This is a genomic window from Plantibacter flavus (assembly GCF_900177615.1).
Lineage (GTDB): Bacteria > Actinomycetota > Actinomycetes > Actinomycetales > Microbacteriaceae > Plantibacter > Plantibacter flavus.
Window position 1 is genome coordinate 161205 of sequence record NZ_FXAP01000004.1, and the last position, 17073, is coordinate 178277.

General features: G+C 70.1%; 15 protein-coding genes. 11 read left to right on the top strand and 4 right to left on the bottom strand.

Annotated elements, in window-relative coordinates; all coding sequences use genetic code 11:
- The first annotated feature begins 27 nt into the window (after positions 1 to 27).
- The 5 genes from phnC to B9Y95_RS13375 are packed head-to-tail and all read left to right on the top strand — an operon-like array spanning position 28 to position 4971.
- Complete coding sequence (gene phnC, locus B9Y95_RS13355) at positions 28 to 852, top strand: phosphonate ABC transporter ATP-binding protein (protein WP_085512366.1); 825 nt, start codon at positions 28 to 30, stop codon at positions 850 to 852.
- Positions 849 to 1682, top strand: a complete 834-nt coding sequence (gene phnE / locus B9Y95_RS13360) for a phosphonate ABC transporter, permease protein PhnE (protein WP_085512368.1) — start codon at positions 849 to 851, stop codon at positions 1680 to 1682. The genes phnC and phnE (B9Y95_RS13360) overlap by 4 nt, the downstream gene beginning before the upstream one ends.
- Positions 1679 to 2554 carry a phosphonate ABC transporter, permease protein PhnE gene (gene phnE / locus B9Y95_RS13365; RefSeq protein WP_085512370.1) on the top strand — a complete coding sequence of 292 codons (876 nt, stop codon included), beginning with the start codon at positions 1679 to 1681 and terminating at the stop codon, positions 2552 to 2554. The genes phnE (B9Y95_RS13360) and phnE (B9Y95_RS13365) overlap by 4 nt, the downstream gene beginning before the upstream one ends.
- Positions 2535 to 3407, top strand: a complete 873-nt coding sequence (locus B9Y95_RS13370) for a MurR/RpiR family transcriptional regulator (RefSeq protein ID WP_085512373.1) — start codon at positions 2535 to 2537, stop codon at positions 3405 to 3407. Before phnE (B9Y95_RS13365) ends, B9Y95_RS13370 begins: the two co-directional genes overlap by 20 nt.
- A 55-nt stretch (positions 3408 to 3462) precedes the next feature.
- Positions 3463 to 4971 (top strand): ABC transporter substrate-binding protein, encoded by a 1509-nt coding sequence (locus B9Y95_RS13375; protein WP_085512893.1) that lies wholly within the window; start codon positions 3463 to 3465, stop codon positions 4969 to 4971.
- A gap of 14 nt (positions 4972 to 4985) precedes the next feature.
- On the opposite strand, the gene B9Y95_RS13380 is transcribed toward B9Y95_RS13375, so the two are convergent.
- Entirely contained in the window at positions 4986 to 5615 is a 630-nt protein-coding gene (locus B9Y95_RS13380) for an isochorismatase family protein (RefSeq protein WP_085512374.1), read from the bottom strand.
- A gap of 154 nt (positions 5616 to 5769) precedes the next feature.
- On the opposite strand from B9Y95_RS13380, the gene B9Y95_RS13385 reads away from it, so the two are divergent.
- A complete protein-coding gene (locus tag B9Y95_RS13385; RefSeq protein WP_085512377.1) occupies positions 5770 to 6864 on the top strand; it encodes a hypothetical protein in 1095 nt (364 codons plus the stop codon).
- Between the two features lie 205 nt (positions 6865 to 7069).
- Here B9Y95_RS13385 and B9Y95_RS13390 read toward each other — a convergent pair whose 3' ends face one another.
- Both B9Y95_RS13390 and B9Y95_RS13395 read right to left on the bottom strand, forming a co-directional pair.
- Positions 7070 to 8332, bottom strand: coding sequence for a glycoside hydrolase 5 family protein (locus B9Y95_RS13390; protein ID WP_234994106.1), 1263 nt, complete (start codon positions 8330 to 8332; stop codon positions 7070 to 7072).
- An 8-nt stretch (positions 8333 to 8340) separates the two neighbouring features.
- Positions 8341 to 9381, bottom strand: a complete 1041-nt coding sequence (locus B9Y95_RS13395; RefSeq protein ID WP_085512381.1) for a LacI family DNA-binding transcriptional regulator — start codon at positions 9379 to 9381, stop codon at positions 8341 to 8343.
- A gap of 140 nt (positions 9382 to 9521) precedes the next feature.
- Here B9Y95_RS13395 and B9Y95_RS13400 point away from each other — a divergent pair, with 140 nt between their 5' ends.
- The 5 genes from B9Y95_RS13400 to B9Y95_RS13420 are packed head-to-tail and all read left to right on the top strand — an operon-like array spanning position 9522 to position 16188.
- Entirely contained in the window at positions 9522 to 10805 is a 1284-nt protein-coding gene (locus B9Y95_RS13400) for an ABC transporter substrate-binding protein (protein WP_085512383.1), read from the top strand.
- Positions 10806 to 10822: 17 nt separating this feature from the next.
- Positions 10823 to 11755, top strand: coding sequence for a carbohydrate ABC transporter permease (locus B9Y95_RS13405; RefSeq protein ID WP_085512386.1), 933 nt, complete (start codon positions 10823 to 10825; stop codon positions 11753 to 11755).
- Positions 11756 to 11774: 19 nt separating this feature from the next.
- Positions 11775 to 12626, top strand: coding sequence for a carbohydrate ABC transporter permease (locus B9Y95_RS13410; protein WP_085512388.1), 852 nt, complete (start codon positions 11775 to 11777; stop codon positions 12624 to 12626).
- The gene (locus B9Y95_RS13415) at positions 12623 to 14893 is read left to right on the top strand and encodes a glycoside hydrolase family 3 N-terminal domain-containing protein (RefSeq protein ID WP_085512390.1); all 2271 of its coding nucleotides are present in this window, start codon (positions 12623 to 12625) and stop codon (positions 14891 to 14893) included. The genes B9Y95_RS13410 and B9Y95_RS13415 overlap by 4 nt, the downstream gene beginning before the upstream one ends.
- A complete protein-coding gene (locus tag B9Y95_RS13420; protein WP_085512392.1) occupies positions 14881 to 16188 on the top strand; it encodes a glycoside hydrolase family 125 protein in 1308 nt (435 codons plus the stop codon). The genes B9Y95_RS13415 and B9Y95_RS13420 overlap by 13 nt, the downstream gene beginning before the upstream one ends.
- An 85-nt stretch (positions 16189 to 16273) precedes the next feature.
- On the opposite strand, the gene B9Y95_RS13425 is transcribed toward B9Y95_RS13420, so the two are convergent.
- Complete coding sequence (locus B9Y95_RS13425; RefSeq protein ID WP_085512394.1) at positions 16274 to 16957, bottom strand: suppressor of fused domain protein; 684 nt, start codon at positions 16955 to 16957, stop codon at positions 16274 to 16276.
- Positions 16958 to 17073 lie beyond the last annotated feature (116 nt).

Here is a 17073-nt window from a genome sequence, read left to right on the forward strand (position 1 = left end):
GATCGCCCCTCTCCAGGAATCCGGTGCATGAACACTGATCAGCATCGCGCGGAGGCCCGAGCCCAGCTCGCGGCCTCCGCGTCGTGGTCCATCCGTCTCGACGACGTCTCGGTCACCTACCCGAACGGCACGAAGGCGCTCCGCAACGTCTCACTCGACATCGCCGCCGGGGAGATGGTCTCCGTCGTGGGGCTCTCCGGCTCCGGCAAGTCGACGCTCATCCGCACGATCAACGGCCTCGTGCCGGCGACGAGCGGGACCGTCGCCGTCGGGCCGCACACCGTCACCGGTCTGCGCGGCAGGCAGCTCCGTCGGCTGCGCGGGCACGTCGGCATGATCTTCCAGGGCTTCAACCTGGCCGACCGGACGAGCGTGTACCGCAACGTGCTCGTGGGCCGGTTCGCCAGCACCCCGACGTACCGGAACGTCCTCGGCCTGACGACCGCCACCGACCGGGAGCTCGCCCTGCGTTCGCTCCACTCGGTCGGCATGCTCGACAAGGTCTGGACCCGCGCGGCGCAGCTCTCCGGCGGGCAGAAGCAGCGGGTCGCGATCGCCCGCGCCCTCACGCAGCAGCCGAGCGTCATGCTCGCCGACGAGCCCGTCGCGAGCCTCGACCCGCCGACCGCCCACACGGTGATGAACGACCTTCGCCGGGTGAACACCGAGACGGGCCTCACGGTGCTCGTCAACATCCACCTCATGGACCTCGCTCGCACCTACACGACCCGCATGATCGGGCTCCGCGACGGCGAACTCGTCTACGACGGCTCCGCAGCGGACGCGACCGAGGCGGACTTCGAGCGGATCTACGGTCGCCCCATCCAGCCCGACGATCGGCTGGACCGATGACGGCGACCGGGACCGATGTGCAGCTGCCGCCCGGGACCGACTGGCAGCTGCCGCCCAGGCCGAGCAACCGGCTGCGGACCGCGCTCATCATCGGGGCCGTGGCCGCCTTCACGATCGCCACCTGCCTCCCGGCGATCGGCGGCGTGCAGCTCGACTTCGGCGCGCTCATCTCCCACTGGGACAACGGATCCGGTCTGCTCCTCCAGCTCTTCCAACCCGACTTCGCCTTCCTGCCACGGACGGTGCAACCGATGCTCGAGACGCTGCAGATGGCGCTCGTGGGTGCAGTGGCCGCGGCCTTGCTGTCCGTCCCGCTGACGCTGTGGGCGGCGGCCCCGACGAACCCGAACGGTCTGTCGCGTCGCATCCTGCGCGCGATCGTCAACGTCATCCGAGCGGTGCCCGACCTCGTCTACGCGACCATCCTCGTCGCCATGGTCGGCGTCGGTGCGCTGCCCGGCCTCCTGACGCTCTTCCTCTTCGACCTCGGCATCATCGTCAAACTCGTCTCGGAGGCGATCGACTCGGCCGACCACCCGTACATCGAGGCCGGCAGGGCCGCCGGTGGGACGCAGACGCAGATCAACCGCGTCACCGTCCTCCCGCAGGTCTGGCCGCTGTTCGCGAACCAGTGGCTGTACACCCTGGAGCTCAACGTCCGCATCTCCGCCATCCTCGGCATCGTCGGCGCCGGCGGCATCGGTCGGCTGCTCGACGAACGGCGGGCGTTCTACGCCTACGACGACGTCTCGGTGATCGTCCTCGAGATCCTCGTCGTCGTCGTGCTCATCGAGGTCGCGTCCAACCTGCTGCGGAGGCGACTCGTATGACCGCGAACGATCCGAACACGTTGCTCCCCCGCCGTCCCTCGCGACTCGTCCCGACCCTCGCGGCCGTCGCCGTCGGGATCGTCGTCATCGCCGCGACCGCCGGCCTGCCGATCGACTGGCGCGACCTCGGCACCGTCCCGGCGCAGCTCGTGCACTTCGGCGGGCTCATGTTCGAGAGCCCGAACTGGGAGAAGCTGCCGCGGGCCCTCACCGAGATGTGGCGGTCGATCTCGATGGCCTGGATCGGGGCCATCCTCTGCGTCCTCGTCTCGATCCCGCTCGGCATGCTCGCGGCAGGGTCGGTCGGTCCGGTCTGGCTGCGGCTGCCGCTGCGCGGGGTGTTCGCCGTGATCCGCGCGGTCCCGGAGGTGATCATCGCCCTCATCCTGCTCACGATCACCGGGCTCACCCCGTTCACGGGTGCGCTGGCCCTCGGGATCGCCGGCATCGGCACGCAGGGGAAGTGGGTCTACGAGACGATCGAGTCCGTGCAGGAGGGTGCCTCGGAGGCCGTCCGCGCTGCCGGTGGCGGTACCGCGGAGGTGACGCGCTGGGCGCTCTGGCCCGCCGCCGCCCCGGCACTGCTGTCGCTCGCGCTCTACCGGTTCGAGATCAACATCCGCACGTCGGCGGTCCTCGGGCTCGTCGGCGCGGGCGGGATCGGCAGCATGCTGGCGAACTACACCAACTATCGCCAGTGGGATACAGTCGGGATGCTGCTGATCGTGGTGGTCGTCGTGACCATGACGATGGACGCGATCTCGGGTGCCATCCGACGCCGGATCACCCGGGGCCCCGGCATCGCCCGCACCACCCGTACCGCCCTTCCCGCCCGCACGACGAGGAGCCGCAATGTGGACAGGGTCCGCTGACGCCCCGCCGACGGCCAGGATCGCGATGCTCGCGCCGTCGCTCCAGCCGAGCGAACGCCGGGTGGCCGAGACGGTGGCCGAGGACATCGAGGCGAGCATCGAGCGCACCGCCCAGGAGGTCGCCGACCTCGCCGGTGTCGGCCGCGCCACCGTCATCCGCACCGCGCAGTCGCTCGGATACGAGGGCTACCCGCAGCTGCGGGTCGCCCTCACCCGCGAGGTCGCGCTCGGGACATCGACCGCCCGCGACGATGGTGACGACACGATGCTCGGCACCCTCCGCGGGGCCATCGACCACTTCGCCGGTCGCCTCGGCCAGACGACGTCGGCGATGACGGAGGAGACGCTCGAACGGTTCGTCCGGGTGCTCGACGAGGCACCGAGACTGCTCATCGCGGCGAACGGCCTCTCCTCACCGCTCGGTTCCGATCTGGCGATGCGGCTCATCTCGGCCGGCCGGCCGGCCGAGTATCTGCCCGACACGCTCGGGCAGCAGATCGCGGCCACCCACCTCGGTCCGGGCGCGGCGTGTCTGGTCCTGTCGGGCTCGGGCGCGAACCGGGCGTCCGTCGACGTGGCCGCGGCAGCTCGGGCGAGTGGCGCGACCGTCCTCGCGATCACCTCCTTCCCGCGCTCGGCCGTCGCCGAACTCGCCGATGTCGCGCTCGTGGTCGCTCCCATCGACGCGACCTTCCGGGACGAACTCGTGCACACCTCCCGGGCGGCCATCATGCTCGTGACGGAATCCGTGGTCGGGCTGCTCGTGGGCCGACGTGGCGATCGCGCACAGCGCGCCCAGTCGGCGACGCTCGCGGTCATCAGCGGCTCGCTGTCGGACGACGCTTCGGACTGACCAGGCTCAGGCCGACCGGCTCGGGCCGGTGCCGGGATCCGCGAGAATGTTCTCCATGCCCCGTCACCGACTGCGTCGTCACCTGCTCACCGCCGTGATCGCGGCCACCGGTTCCCTCCTCGTCCTCTCCGGCTGCGCGGGCCCCGCCACGACACCGGCCGCGGACACCGACGCGACACTCCGCGTGGGCCTCGTCCTCGAGCCGTCGGACCTGAACATCCGGACGACCTCCGGCGTCGCACTCGAGCAGGTCCTCATCGACAACGTCTACCAGGGGCTGGTCTCGCGCACGACGGACAACGAGATCGTCGACACCCTCGCCGAGCGCCACGAGGTCAGCGCCGACGGGCTCACCTATACCTTCGTCCTCCGCGACGGCGTGACCTTCCACGACGGCGCTCCACTCACCGCCGCCGACGTCGTCGACTCGCTCACGCAGGTGCAACAGAACGTCGCGTTCGTCGACCACCTGGATCTGGCGCAGCTCCAGAGCGTCACGGCGGTCGACGACCACACGGTCCGGCTGCAGCTCAGCTCCCCCGACTCCGACCTGCTGTGGGCGCTGACGGGTCGTGCGGGGCTCGTCCTCCGGGCTGGAGCCGACAACGACCTGTCGACGACGGCCAACGGCACCGGCCCGTTCACGCTCACGTCGTGGAAGCAGGGCGACAGCATCACCGTCGAGCGGAACGCCGACTACTGGGGTGACGCTCCGAAGGTCAAGGAGGTCGTCTTCAGCTACATCCCCGATGCGTCCTCGGCCGTCAACGCGACCCTCGCCGGCGAGGTCGACGTGCAGATCGGTCTCGACGCGAACCTGCGGGACCAGGTCGAGCGTGCCGACGGCCTGACGATCGTCGAGGGGAAGACGACCGACAAGTACACGCTCGCGTTCAACAACCAGCGCGCACCGCTCGACGACCCTCTCGTCCGCCAGGCGCTCCGCACGGCCATCGACCACGCGGCGATCGTCGAGGCGGTCGGCGGCGCCGCGGCCTTGCAGTACGGACCGATCCCGGAGCTCGACCCCGGCTACGAGGACCTCAGTGACGTCGTGAGCTACGACCCGGAGGCGGCGAAGGCGCTCCTCGCCCAGGCCGGCCAGGAGGACCTCGCGCTCACGCTCACCGTCCCGAACCACTACGGCACCGCCGCCACCAACGTCCTGGTGTCGCAGTTCAAGGCCATCGGCGTCACCCTCACGGTCGACAGCGTCGAGTTCCCCACGTGGTTGAACGACGTCTACACGAACCACGACTACGACCTCAGTCTCGTGAACCACGTGGAGGCACGCGACGTCCAGCACTGGGCGGACCCGGACTACTACTTCGGCTACGACAACCCGACGGTGCAGTCGTTGGTCGCCGAGGCCAGGGCTGCGACCGACCCCGAGGTCGCCGACGAACGACTCCGGGAAGCCGCAGCGCTGGTTTCGCAGGACCACGCGGCCGATTGGCTCTACACCGGGATCACCCTCACCGTCGTGCGCGACGGCGTGACCGGTTTCCCCACCGACTTCGTCAGCGAGCACCTCGACCTCCGGGACGTCGCCGTCACCGACTGATCGGCGGCGGGAGGCTAACCGCGACCCGCACCTCGAGTGGCGGAGGACACCAGGTCGTCCTTCGGCAGCGCCGTGCCGTCCGTGAGGGCCTGCGTCCAGGACGCCGTCGTCGCGACCGCGGCGAAGTTCGAGTCGAGCAGCGCCATGAGGGTCGTGTGGACCGTCTTCGCGTCGACGGACCCGGCCGCGTTCTCGAGGTTGATGGCGCCGGTCGCGTCCGAGAGCACCTCGACGTCGATTCCGAGTTCCTCGGCACCCGCCGCGGACGCGATGACGCAGTTGTTCGTCATGTAGCCGACAAGTGTGACTGTGTCGACGCCCTGCTCGCGCAGCCACGCTTCGAGCTCGGTCCCGGCGAAGACCGAACCGTACTGCTTCACGACACCCTTCCAGGACGGCTGCGCGCGGCGGGCGACCTCGGGGTGCAGCTCGAACGCGCTCGTATCCGGGTCGAAGACTGGCGCCCCGCTGCCCGATGAGTGCTGGACGACGGCGACCGGGATTCCTGCGGCCGTCGCCGCGTCGATGGCGGCCGCGATCCGCAGGATCGACTCGTCGCGCGGCGGGTACTGGATGGCGAGTGGACCCTCGAAGTACTCCTGCTGGACGTCGATCAGGATCAGGGCGCGGGCGGTGGTGCTCATCGGGGAACTCCTCGGTTCGGTGGCGGTGACGGTACGACGCCGGTTCCATCCTCCCTCGGGAGCGGACGAAGCCTGCCGTTCGACATCCACCGACCTGCTCCGCGTCGACGCGCGCCACCGATAGTCTCGGCGCATGGGGATCAGGGGTGCGGGGATGCGGTCGGTCGGAATCAGTGCGGGACTCGCCGTGATGGTGGCGCTGTCAGCGTCGGCGTGCGCGTCGTCCGCGACACCGAACGCGTCGCCGACCTCAGACGCACCGAGCGCCCCGGTATCGACCGGCCTCCTCGCGTGCAGCGACCTCGCGTCGCTCGATACGGTCGCCGGCGTCCTCGCCGCCGAACCGGCGGACGTCGTCGAGGCCGTCCAACCGTCCGACGCCGTGGATCTGGCCGTCCTGACGGCGGCCGGTGGGCTCGCCTGCTCCTGGCGGGTGGGCGCCGGACAGCAGATGATCGGCGACGGAGCGGGCGACTGGGCCTACCTCTCGATCGAGATCCTCCCGGGCGCTGCCGACGACTGGGCCCCGCCCTACGCCGGCGACACACCGTCCGAGGACACGAGGACGATCGCCGGTGTCGACGCGACCACCTCGTCGGGCGAGACCGGATGGCGCGTGTCCGCTCCCGTCGGCTCGGCCTGGGTCGAGCTGTCGATCACCGCCTCCGGGCTGACCTCCACCGGCAGCCGGTTCGAGGGCACACCGGCGGGCGAGGTCCTCGACAACCTCGCCACGGCGGCGGAGACCACCTTCTCGACGGTGGGGCCCGCCTCCGCGACTCAGCTCGCCTGGCCCGCGCTCGCGCCGCGCGAGGGCGACGCGACCTGCGACGGCGGGCTGGACGAGGCAGGGATCGTCTCCGCACTGCAATATGGCGAGGCCACCACCACCTACACCGTCATCGATCCGCGGGCCCAGCCGATCGGCGACCTGGAGGATGCGGCGAGCGCCCGCGTCGGTGCGTTCAGCTGCGAACTCTTCGCTGAGGGCTTCGGGTACACCGACATCCTGGTCGTGCGCGACGGCGCGACGATCATCGACGGGCTGGCAGCCCAGCCCGACATGGCGGCGGCGCTCGAGCCGGTCACCCTCGAGGGAGCGGTCGACGGCGAGTCGGCACTCGTCGCGCGCCGCATGGACGGTCCGCGGTCGCCGCTCTACCTCACCGTCGGTGAGACGTTCTACGCCGTCAGCTCCGGCGACGGCGCACAGACGGTCGCCGAGGCGATCATCGCCCAGACCCGGTAGCGGCGAGACCGCGGCATACGGCACGAGGCCCACCTCCGGCAGAACTGGTGGAGCAAGGGCGAGTGGACCGACACGGTCGTCTTCGGGCTGCTCTCGAGCGACCACGGCTGAGACCAGTCGACCGGCTCACTCGACCGCGATCGCGATCGGGCCCGTGAGCGTGCCGATCTGACGCCCCTCGCCGCGCCTCAGCCGTCGGTCCCTGTCACCGCGCCGATCCCGCGCTGGGGACGGCGTGCACGGCGGTGATGCCACGCTTCGCCAGCGAAGCCGGATCCGCAGCGGTGCGAGACGTCACGACGGTGACCGGCTCGCCCTGCTCACGCAGCTCATGCCAGCGCTCGAACACGACACCGCCCGGCGCGAGGTCGGCCCGGGCGATCGGGAGATCGTCCTCGTCCACGTCGACGACGACACCGACCGTCCGCGGGAGCACGCGGGCGGTCGCACCGGTACGAGCGTCCGCGACGAGTTCGGCGAAGCGATGGCCGAGCGGCTTGACCGTGTTGTCCACGTCGAGCAGGCCGAGCGAGTACTCGAGGTCCTTGTAGTCGCCGAGCGACCGGGACACGTCGTGCGAGCACCACCAGGTGATGCCGTAGAGACCGGGCGTGGACAGCGCCGCCTCCACCGTCCGGGCCGCGAACTCCGGCATCTCGGCATCCGCCAGGTTCATCGACGGAGCACCGACCTCCTGCAGCCACACCTGACGCTCCACGTCCGTCGCGAACGCCTTGGACAGCTCGATCATCCACTCGGCGTGGCGGACGGATTGCGGGGACAGGCCGCCGTAGCGCTTCGCCGTGCCGTTGAAGATCCAGGAGTGCACGGTCGTGATGTCGCCGAGCCGTGAGGCGTGCACCGGGAGGAACGGATGCCCGTCCCGATACCAGAGGTGGTCGTTCTCACTGTGGGTGAGCAGATGCCGTGGGTCCGGGTCGACCGGAGCCTCCAGCAGTCTGGTCAACCAGTGTGCGACCTGGTCGCTGTCAGCGGGCATCGCGGCCGGATTCGGCAGCTGGAACTGGTTGAGCTCGTTCCCCAGGGTCAGGCCGATCAGGTTCGGGCGGTCCCGCACTGCGTCGTAGACGGCGGACACGAGCGAGGCCTGCGCGTCGACGGCGGCCTCATCGACGAACATGTTGCCGTCGTGCCAGTTGAGGAGCCAGGCCGGGACGAAGTCGAACCCCGACATGTGCCCCTGGATGACGTCGACCGCGATGTCGAGTCCGAACTCGGCGGCCAGGTCGGCCACGAGCGAGATGTCGTCCAGCGCCTGGCGTCGGATCAAGGTGCGGTTCGGCTGCAGTACCGGCCAGAGCGGGAACACCCTGACGTGGTCGAGGCCGAGTCTGGCCAACGCCTCGAAGTCACCGCGGACGACGTCGGCGTCGATGCCCATCCATTGGAACATCCAGTCCTTGGAGGGGGTGTAGTTCGCTCCGAAGCGCGGCGTGTGGTCGGTCACGGGGTCACTCATCCTTCTCGATCGGGGTCTGGGGCCGGGGCCGGCACCCGCGCGGTGGATTCCCGCACGATGAGTCGGCGCGCCGAGACGGTCTGTGAGACGGCTCGCTCGCCGTTCACGAGCTGCTCGAGCAGCTTCACCGCCGTTCTCGCGCTCTCCTCGACCGGAGCGTCGAGCGCGGTGATCCGGGGACGCACGAGGGTCGACACCCACGAGTCCTCCCAGGCGATGACGGACAGCTGCTCGGGGACCCGGACGCCCAGCTCGGGCGCGTGCGCGATGATCTCGGCCGCCATCGCCTCGCTGTCGACGAGGAGTGCCGTGGCCGCGCCGGAGCGCCGCAGCACGTCGGCGACGGGATCCTCGGCGGACGGCTCCCAGTGCAGCACCGTCGGCGTCATACCCCGACGTTCCGCGGCCTCCACGAAGCGACGGTCTCGTTCCCTGGAGTGGACGAGGCCCGGAGAGTCGCTCACGCGGGAGATCGCGCGGTGACCGAGTGCGGCGAGATGCTCCAGCACCTCCTCGTAGGCCGCGTCGTCGTGCACCGTGACGGCCGGCACGAGATCGTCCACCGGCGCACCGAGTAGGACGGCCGGCGCCCCCAGCTCGCGCACCTGCAGGATCCGGGGGTCGTCGTCGCGGACGTCGACGAGGAGGAACGCGTCCACCCGCTGCTCGCTCCACCACTCGCGGTAGACGCGCTCCTCATCGGTGTCCCGCACGAGCGTGAGCGACAACGACCAACCGATGGCTGCGAGGGGCTCGGTGAGACCGGCGATCAGCCGCATGAAGAATGGGTCGCGCTCAAACGTGTCGCCGGAACGCGTCACGACGAGCCCGAGACTGCGCCCGCCGCGGCCACTGACCTTGCGACTGGCGTAGTTCGGCCGCCAGTGCAGCTCGTCGGCCGCGCTGCGGATGCGGGCAGCGGTGGCCGCGGACACGTTCGGTCGTCCGTTGAACACGTGCGACACCGCCGACGGGGAGACCCCCGCCCGGGCGGCGACGGCGGCGATGGTCGCGCGAGCCGGTTTCTTGTCGTTCATCGTGTCCGAGAGTAGGGGCTTGACCGGATCTTGTAAAGCGGCATACATTGACCGCACGTTGATGTGTACCGCTACACAAGCGCCACGCGGACGACACGATCACATCCCATCCCGACGCACCGCAGCTCTCAGGAGGTCTCATGACCGATGGCATCAGCAGACGTACGTTCCTCGGCACGGTGATCGGGGGCGGGGTGATGATCCCCTTGCTCACGGGATGCGGCCCCCTCGTTCCGGCCTCCGGCATCCCCGGGTCGATCTCGGTGCACACGCAGTTGAGCGGAGCCGTCTCGGGAGCCCAGGTCTTCTCCGACGTCGTGGCCGCGTACTCCCGCGAGACCGACCGTGCCGTCGCCCTCCTGAAGAACGGCTCCGACCTCCCCATCGTCTTCGAGACGAGCTCGCTCGCGGGCAAGGAGGCCGACATCGCCATGGTGAACCTCCAGGGACGCACGCTCTCCTGGACCCGGCTCGGCGCCACGATCCCCGTGGAGGATCTGCTGGATGACTGGGGCCTCCGCGACAAGATCATCCCGGAGGCCCTCGAGGAGTGGACCGACGAGGACGGACACCTCCGCGCGTTCCCCTTCACCCGGACCAACTGGCCGGTGTCGTTCAACACCGGCCTGCTCGCGGAGGCGGGCGTCGACGTGCCGACCACGTCCGACGAACTCATCCTCGTCGCCGACGCCCTCCGGTCGAAAGGCATCGGTCCGGTCACCGTCGGGGGATCGGACTGGAGCGGCCAGAAACTGTTCCTGCAGATCCTGCAGGGCTTCCTCACCAAGGACGAGGCCACCCGCGCGTTCTCCTCCGGCAAGCTCTCCGAGTTCCCCGGAGCGATCGCCGGCGTGCAGCACTTCGTCGAACTACGGGACGCCGGCGTCTTCGTCGACAACGTGCAGGGGTACACCTCCGATTCGGAACTGACGCAGTTCAACACGCGGAAGGCCGCGATCGTGCCGGCGATGTCGTCCGCCCTCGCCCTCGTCCCCGCGGAGCGTGCAGCCGAGGTGACCGTCGGTGGGTGGCCGACACCCTCGCAGGGAGGCGTCGTCGACCATCCGACCGTCATCCAGAGCTACAACGGGCACGGCATCTGGATCAGCGCGAACGGCGCGGAGAAGCTCGAACTGCTGAAGCCCTTCATCCAGAACCTCTACTCCCCCGAGGTCACGAGCGAGTTCATCCTCGGCTCCGGTCGCGACATGAACCGGATCACGGACGTCGTCAGCACCGACTTCCCCCTCGTCGCGCAGGCCTCGCAGCTCACCACCGACCAGGTGACCCCGGTCATGCTGCCCGATCTGCTCATCCCCGATGCGGTCTTCGAACCGATGATCCGGGTGACCGCGATGGCTTACGGCTCCGCGAGCGCCGACCAGATCATCGACCGGTTCGAGCAGGCCTACAACGCGGCCTGAGGGCCCGAAAGGACATCATGACCGTGCTCGAAGCCACCCCCACGACGGGACGACCCGTCTCCGCCCGACCACCCGGCGCTCGTCCACGGCGCTCTCCGCTCCGGGAGCGCTTCCCCGGCCTCGCTCTCCCGGCGCTCATCTGGTACGCGGTCTTCATGATCGGACCGGTCGTCGCGATCTTCGTGATCGCCTTCCTGCGCTGGCCGGGGATGCTCGAGACCCCGTCCTTCGCCGGCCTGGACAACTTCCGGACCGTCTTCGCGGACGCCACCTTCTGGGCGGCCCTCGGCAACTCCGCCGTGCAGATCGTCGTCGGACTCCCGATCATGATCGTGCTGGCGTTCCTCCTCGCCTTCTACGTCGTGCAGAAGCCCCGCGGGCACCGCGTCCTGCGGTACATCCTGTTCATCCCTGCGCTGATCTCGGCGCCGGCGACCGCCATGGTGTTCTACGCCATGCTCAACCCGGACGGACTCGTCAACGGCCTGCTCGCACCGCTCGGCCTGGCGGGCAACGCCTGGCTGGCGAACCCGTCGACCGCGCTCGGCGCCATCATCGCCGTGGAACTGTGGAGCGGCATCGGCTACTCGGCCGTGCTGATCGCCGCCCGTCTCGACGGCGTCGACACTGAGATCGTGCAGGCGGCCCGTGTGGACGGCGCGAGCGACTGGCGCATCGCCTGGCGGATGTACTGGCCCATCGCCCGCGACTTCATCGGCGTGGTCACCATGCTCCAGTTCCTGTCGCTGCTGTTCAACTCGGCACAGACGGTCCTCCTCCTCACCCAGGGCGGTCCGGGCACCTCGACGATGACACTGTCGTACCTCATCTACAGCAAGGCGTTCGTCGAGACGGACCTCGGCTACAGCCAGGCGGTCGGTGTGGTCCTGTTCGTCCTCGGGCTGCTCGGCATGTGGCTGATCCGCCGGACCCTGCGCGCCACCCACTGATCGGATCCAGGAGACTCTCATGGCATCACGCACCGTCCTCCCCCTCCGTGATCGGTTGGGGTCCCTCACGAGCGGCACCCTCGCCTGGCTGTACGCGGCGATCCTGCTCATCCCCTTCTACTACTTCATCTCCTCGTCGTTCAAGACGAACGAGGAGATCTTCGAATCGCCGCTGGCGCTGCCGACGTCGTGGGACCTCTCGAACTTCGCCACCGCGTTCCGGCAGGCGGACCTCGGGCTCGCGATCGCGAACTCGGCGCTCACCACGATCAGTGCACTCGTGCTCACCCTGTTGCTCGCCCTCCCCGCGGCGTTCGCGCTCGCACGGGCGCAGGGCCGGCTCGGGAAGGTCATCGAGAACGTCTTCAACCTCGGCTTCCTGATCCCCGCCTTCGCGGCGTTGTTCCCGACGTTCCTCCTCGCCGCTGCCGTCGGGCTGTTCCACACCCGCACCTTCGTCGTCCTGCTGCTCCCGGCCACCGCACTCCCGCTGTCGATCGTGATCCTCACCGCGTTCATGCGGACGATCCCGCGCGAGCTCGAGGAGGCCGCATCCATGGACGGCGCGTCCACGCTGCAGGTCCTGCGCCAGGTGTACCTCCCCATCTGCATCCCCGGCATCGCGACGGTGCTGCTGCTGAACTTCCTGTCGTTCTGGAACTCCTACCTCTACCCGCTCATCCTGATCGGCCCCGACACCGCCCAACGCACCATCCAGGTCGCGCTGCCGACGCTCAAGGTCGACGCCGGCACCGATTACGGTGTCCTCATGGCCGGAACCCTGCTCACCCTGCTGCCGGTCTACCTCGTCTACACGGTCCTCCAGAAGCAGATGCAGAAGGCGCTGGTGTCGGGAGCCGTCAAGGGATGACCCGGTCGACGGCCGAGCTCAGCCTGCGCGAGCGGATCGGCCAGATCAACCAGCGACTCAAAGGGTGGGAGGCCGTCGAATGGGTCGACGGCGCCCCACGCGTCACCGACGTCCTCCGACGCGAGGTCGACCGGTGGGGCGGGATCGGCGCGATCTACGGCGTCCTGCGTGCCGACCCGTGGTCGCAGGTGCGATGGAGCAACGGCATCCCGCCCGAACGGAGCGCGGAGGCCTACGAGGCGGTGCAGGAGGTCGTCCGCACTCGCGGATCCGGGCTGCCGACGCTCTTCGTCGAGGAGGTCCCACACGGCCTCATGGCACTCGGCGGCACCACGCTCCCGGTGAACCTCGCGCTCGGTGCCGGGATGGACGTCGACCTCGTGGAAGCGCTCGGCGCCCAGGTGGCAGCCGAGGCCAGGGCACGAGGCACGCACGTGGCGCTCGTCTCCGGGCTCGACGTGCTGCGCGATCCCCGCTGGGGCCGCGCGGAGGAGTGCTTCAGCGAGGACCCAGCGCTGGCCGCGCTGCTCATGGAGGCGACCGTGCGGGGCATGCAGGGGCGTGGCACGCACGGCCGGATCGCCGACGACCGCATCGCCGTGGTGGCGAAGCACCTGGCCGGGCAAGGCGCCGGCATCGGAGGGCGGAACGGGTCAGGCGCGCCGATCGGCGGCCGCGAGCTCGGCGAGATCCACCTGCGACCGGCGTACGTGGCCGCTCTGGCCGGCGTCGCCGGATTCATGGCGGCGTACAACGACATCGACGGCATCCCGTGCAGCGCCAACGCGGACCTCCTCACCGGGGTCCTCCGCGAGGACTGGGGCTGGGAGGGGATCGTCATGGCCGACGGCACGGCGGTGGACCGGTTGCGCGACAGTACGCCCGATCCGGCGAGCGCCGCGGCACTCGCCATCACAGCGGGGGTCGATCTGAGCCTGTGGGACGAGGCCTTCACGCACGTGGAGGAGGCGGTCGAACGCGGTCTCCTCGATCAGGCGCTCGTGACCCGCGCCGCAGACCGGGTCCTCGCGCTGAAGAGGCGTGTCGGCCTGCTCGAGGAAGCGCCGGAGTACGCCGTCGCCGATCCGGCCAGGTGCCACCCTCCGCGGGAGTTCCTCGAACTCGTGCGCCGTGCAGCGGTACAGTCCTGTGTCCTCGTGCACGACGACGACGCACTGCCGCTCCGCGCTTCCGCAGTGGTCGCCGTGATCGGGCCGAACGCCGACGATCTCGACGCCCAGCTCGGCGACTACACCCCGCCGCGGCCGGCCGACGACCCGCAGGCCTCCACGGTGCGGTCCGCGCTCGAGGCGCGTCACGGCATCGGCAACATTCGTTACGCGCAGGGCACGTCGCACCGTTCCGGGCTGCCGGGTGATGCGGCGGAACAGGTGGCCGCGGCACTGTCCGGGACGGACGCGGCCGTCGTCGTGCTGGGTGGGACCAGTCGGCGCAGCTACGACGACGAGTTCGCGGACAACGGCGCCGTCGACGGCCCCGCGCCAGACACCACCAACGGTGAGGGCGTCGACCTCTCACGCCTCGCCCTGCCCGAGGCGCAACTCGACCTCCTCCGTGCCGCCCGGGCGGCCGTCCCCGTCGTGATCGCCGTGCTGATCGACGGTCGTCCACGTCCCCTCGGGCCACTCGTCGCGCTGTCCGACGCGCTGATCGTCGCACCGTTCCCCGGCCCCGGGGGCGGATCCGCGATCGTCGACGTGCTCGCGAGCGGTGTCGGCGGTGGGCTGCTTCCGGCGACATTCCCCGCGAGCGACGGCGTGCTGCCCGTCGCACACGACGAGCGGTTGGAGACGGCCCGAGGGTACGTCGACGCTCGGCACCCCGCGGGCAGCCTGCTCGGTAGCGGCGCTCCCGCTGTATCGGTGACGCTGCGTCCCGACAGCGTGACGCTCACCTCGGAGGCGCTGCGTGACGGAGGCTCGGCCACGCTGACCGCCGACCTGGTCAACGACTCCGACCGGACCGCCTCCCTCGCGGTGCCGCTCTACGGACGCAGGCACGAGCTCGGCATCCGTCCACGCCGGCGCAGTCTGCTCGCCGTCGAACGTGTCCGGGTCGCTGCCGGGTCCACGACCGCCGTCGGGTTCACCCTCGGTCTCGACGAACTCGGCTCCTGGGCGAGTGGTCGTCCGGTCGCCGCCCCCGTGGAGGTGGTCGCCTGGACGGACCCGAGCCACGATCCTCCGCCCGACGCCCTCGTCGTGCGGGTCACCGATGAGGAAGGACGCACGGGATGGGAACACTGACCCCCTTCGCCCCGGACGCCCGCACCCGTGAGCTGCTCACCGACGCCGCCGAAGAGGTGGGACGGGTCACCGACGGCCGGATCGGCGATCTGGTCGGCAGGGCGTTGCTGGCCACGCTCACCGACACCGTCGGCGTCGGCCCGTCAGGACAGGTGTTCGTCATCACGGGAGACATCCCGGCGATGTGGCTCCGCGACTCCACGACCCAGCTCACCCCGTATCTGCGGTTCCTCGAACGCAGTGGGCAACTGGCCGACCTCGTGGAGCAGGTCGTCCGACGGCAGTTCGGGTTCATCGCCCACGACCCGTATGCCAACGCGTTCAACGACGGACCGACCGGAGCCCACTACGAGCCAGCAGACGTGTGCGAGGATCCGGCGGTCTGGGAGCAGAAGTACGAGGTCGACAGCCTCGCCTACCCGATCACCCTCGCGCACGCGCTGTGGCGCAGGACCGGGCGGACCGGGTTCCTGCTCGACGCCCCCACGCCCGGCGTGCTGCGGACCGTCGTCGACCAGCTCCGCGCCGAGCAGCGACACGACACCTCTCCGTACCGGTTCGAGCGGGCGACCGCCATCCCCACCGAGACGCTGCCGCGCGGCGGTCGAGGTTCCCCCGTCGCTGAGACCGGCATGACGTGGAGCGCGTTCCGGCCGTCCGACGACGCCTGCACGTTCGGGTACAACATCCCGGCCAACCTCTTCGCTGCGGAAGCGCTGCTCGCGCTCGCCGAGATCGCGACCGAGGTGCTCCAAGACATGCCGTTGGCTGGGGAAGCCCGCACCCTGTCCGCCGAACTCGTCGCCGGCGTCCAGGCGCACGGGGTCGTGCCCGGGCCGGGTGGCGTCCCGATCTACGCCTACGAGGTCGACGGGCTCGGGGGCAGCCTCATCATGGACGACGCGAACACGCCGTCGTTGCTCTCGCTCCCCCTGATCGCACCGACCGTCCTCGATCCGGCCGTGTGGGCGGCCACGCGCGACGTCGTGCTGAGTCCGGCGAACCCGTACTGGTTCGAGGGCTCGGTGTTGCGCGGCGTCGGGAGTCCGCACACCCGTGATCGGCGGGTCTGGCCGATCGCCCTCGCCGTCGAAGGACTGGTGGGCACCCCGGCCGAACGTCGCCGTCTGCTGCGGATGATCGCCGACACCGATGCCGGAACGGGCCGGGTGCACGAGAGCATCGACGTCGACGATCCGACCGTCTACTCGCGACCCTGGTTCTCCTGGGCCGAATCGATGTTCTGCGAGCTCGCCCTCACCGTGCTGGACGACGAGCGGGCACGGGTGGTGTGACTCCGGGCCGGTGCCCGAGCGCCGCAGCGGACCGCCTCCCCGGAGGACGACGAGCGACCGCGCCTGACCCGGTTCGGCCGACGACTCAGCGGCGATCCGGGTCGATGATCAGCAGCGGTTCGTCGACCGCCCGACGTTCCAGCACCTCGTCCGTCGTCGACCGCTTCGCCTCTTCGACGTCGGCGTCGGTCAACGCGACGGCCTGCCAGAAGGCGACCCGGCCGTTCGGCGTCTCGATGGGTTCGACCACCGGGTCGGCGGTGACGGCGAGGGTGGTGAGGGCGCCGTCGGGATCGTCGGTCACGCCGTCGGCGAGCCTGATCCGGTCCCCGAGCCACAACTCCTGCGGCCCACTGCGCACGTACTGCGCGAGGACGATCAGCGCGCGGTACGGCCACTGGGGCGGTGTCTCATCCGATGGCGACCGGCGCACGCGCATGGTGAGCTCGTACCCGAAGCCGCTGGTCGTCGGATCGTCGGAGTCCTTGCCCCACAGCTCGGTGAGCCCGTAGGTGACGTAGAACCAGTGGTCCGGCCCAGGCAATGCCGAACACCCCTGCAGAGCGGACCCGAAGTGCAGTCCCGGCGAGTAGGCGACATGGAACTCGCGGGCACCCGAGTAGTGCTGCGACGCGGCCTGCGTGACGGCGTCCCATCCCCGCTCGTCGAAGTCGTCGGGGTCGTCGGATTCGTCGGGCCCGCCTGCATCCGGCTCGGTCGCGGCGGGCGGGGTCGGTGGCTGCTGGGTCTTGCGTCGGAAGAAGCGCATGCGACGAGTGTAGGCATCGGTCGCGCGGACGCGCCCGCGGGTGAGGGCGGATCACGGGTGCCGCCCATCAGGCGCGACGGCGATACAGTGAATTGGCCCGACACCGGGCGGGACAC

What these genes read in the sequence shown, in the direction of transcription:
- phnC (WP_085512366.1), top strand. Translation starts at nt 28, where the DNA reads ATGAACACTGATCAGCATCGCGCGGAGGCCCGAGCCCAGCTCGCGGCC.
- phnE (WP_085512368.1), top strand. Translation starts at nt 849, where the DNA reads ATGACGGCGACCGGGACCGATGTGCAGCTGCCGCCCGGGACCGACTGG.
- phnE (WP_085512370.1), top strand. Translation starts at nt 1,679, where the DNA reads ATGACCGCGAACGATCCGAACACGTTGCTCCCCCGCCGTCCCTCGCGA.
- B9Y95_RS13370 (WP_085512373.1), top strand. Translation starts at nt 2,535, where the DNA reads ATGTGGACAGGGTCCGCTGACGCCCCGCCGACGGCCAGGATCGCGATG.
- B9Y95_RS13375 (WP_085512893.1), top strand. Translation starts at nt 3,463, where the DNA reads ATGCCCCGTCACCGACTGCGTCGTCACCTGCTCACCGCCGTGATCGCG.
- B9Y95_RS13380 (WP_085512374.1), bottom strand. Translation starts at nt 5,615, where the DNA reads ATGAGCACCACCGCCCGCGCCCTGATCCTGATCGACGTCCAGCAGGAG.
- B9Y95_RS13385 (WP_085512377.1), top strand. Translation starts at nt 5,770, where the DNA reads ATGCGGTCGGTCGGAATCAGTGCGGGACTCGCCGTGATGGTGGCGCTG.
- B9Y95_RS13395 (WP_085512381.1), bottom strand. Translation starts at nt 9,381, where the DNA reads ATGAACGACAAGAAACCGGCTCGCGCGACCATCGCCGCCGTCGCCGCC.
- B9Y95_RS13400 (WP_085512383.1), top strand. Translation starts at nt 9,522, where the DNA reads ATGACCGATGGCATCAGCAGACGTACGTTCCTCGGCACGGTGATCGGG.
- B9Y95_RS13405 (WP_085512386.1), top strand. Translation starts at nt 10,823, where the DNA reads ATGACCGTGCTCGAAGCCACCCCCACGACGGGACGACCCGTCTCCGCC.
- B9Y95_RS13410 (WP_085512388.1), top strand. Translation starts at nt 11,775, where the DNA reads ATGGCATCACGCACCGTCCTCCCCCTCCGTGATCGGTTGGGGTCCCTC.
- B9Y95_RS13415 (WP_085512390.1), top strand. Translation starts at nt 12,623, where the DNA reads ATGACCCGGTCGACGGCCGAGCTCAGCCTGCGCGAGCGGATCGGCCAG.
- B9Y95_RS13420 (WP_085512392.1), top strand. Translation starts at nt 14,881, where the DNA reads ATGGGAACACTGACCCCCTTCGCCCCGGACGCCCGCACCCGTGAGCTG.
- B9Y95_RS13425 (WP_085512394.1), bottom strand. Translation starts at nt 16,957, where the DNA reads ATGCGCTTCTTCCGACGCAAGACCCAGCAGCCACCGACCCCGCCCGCC.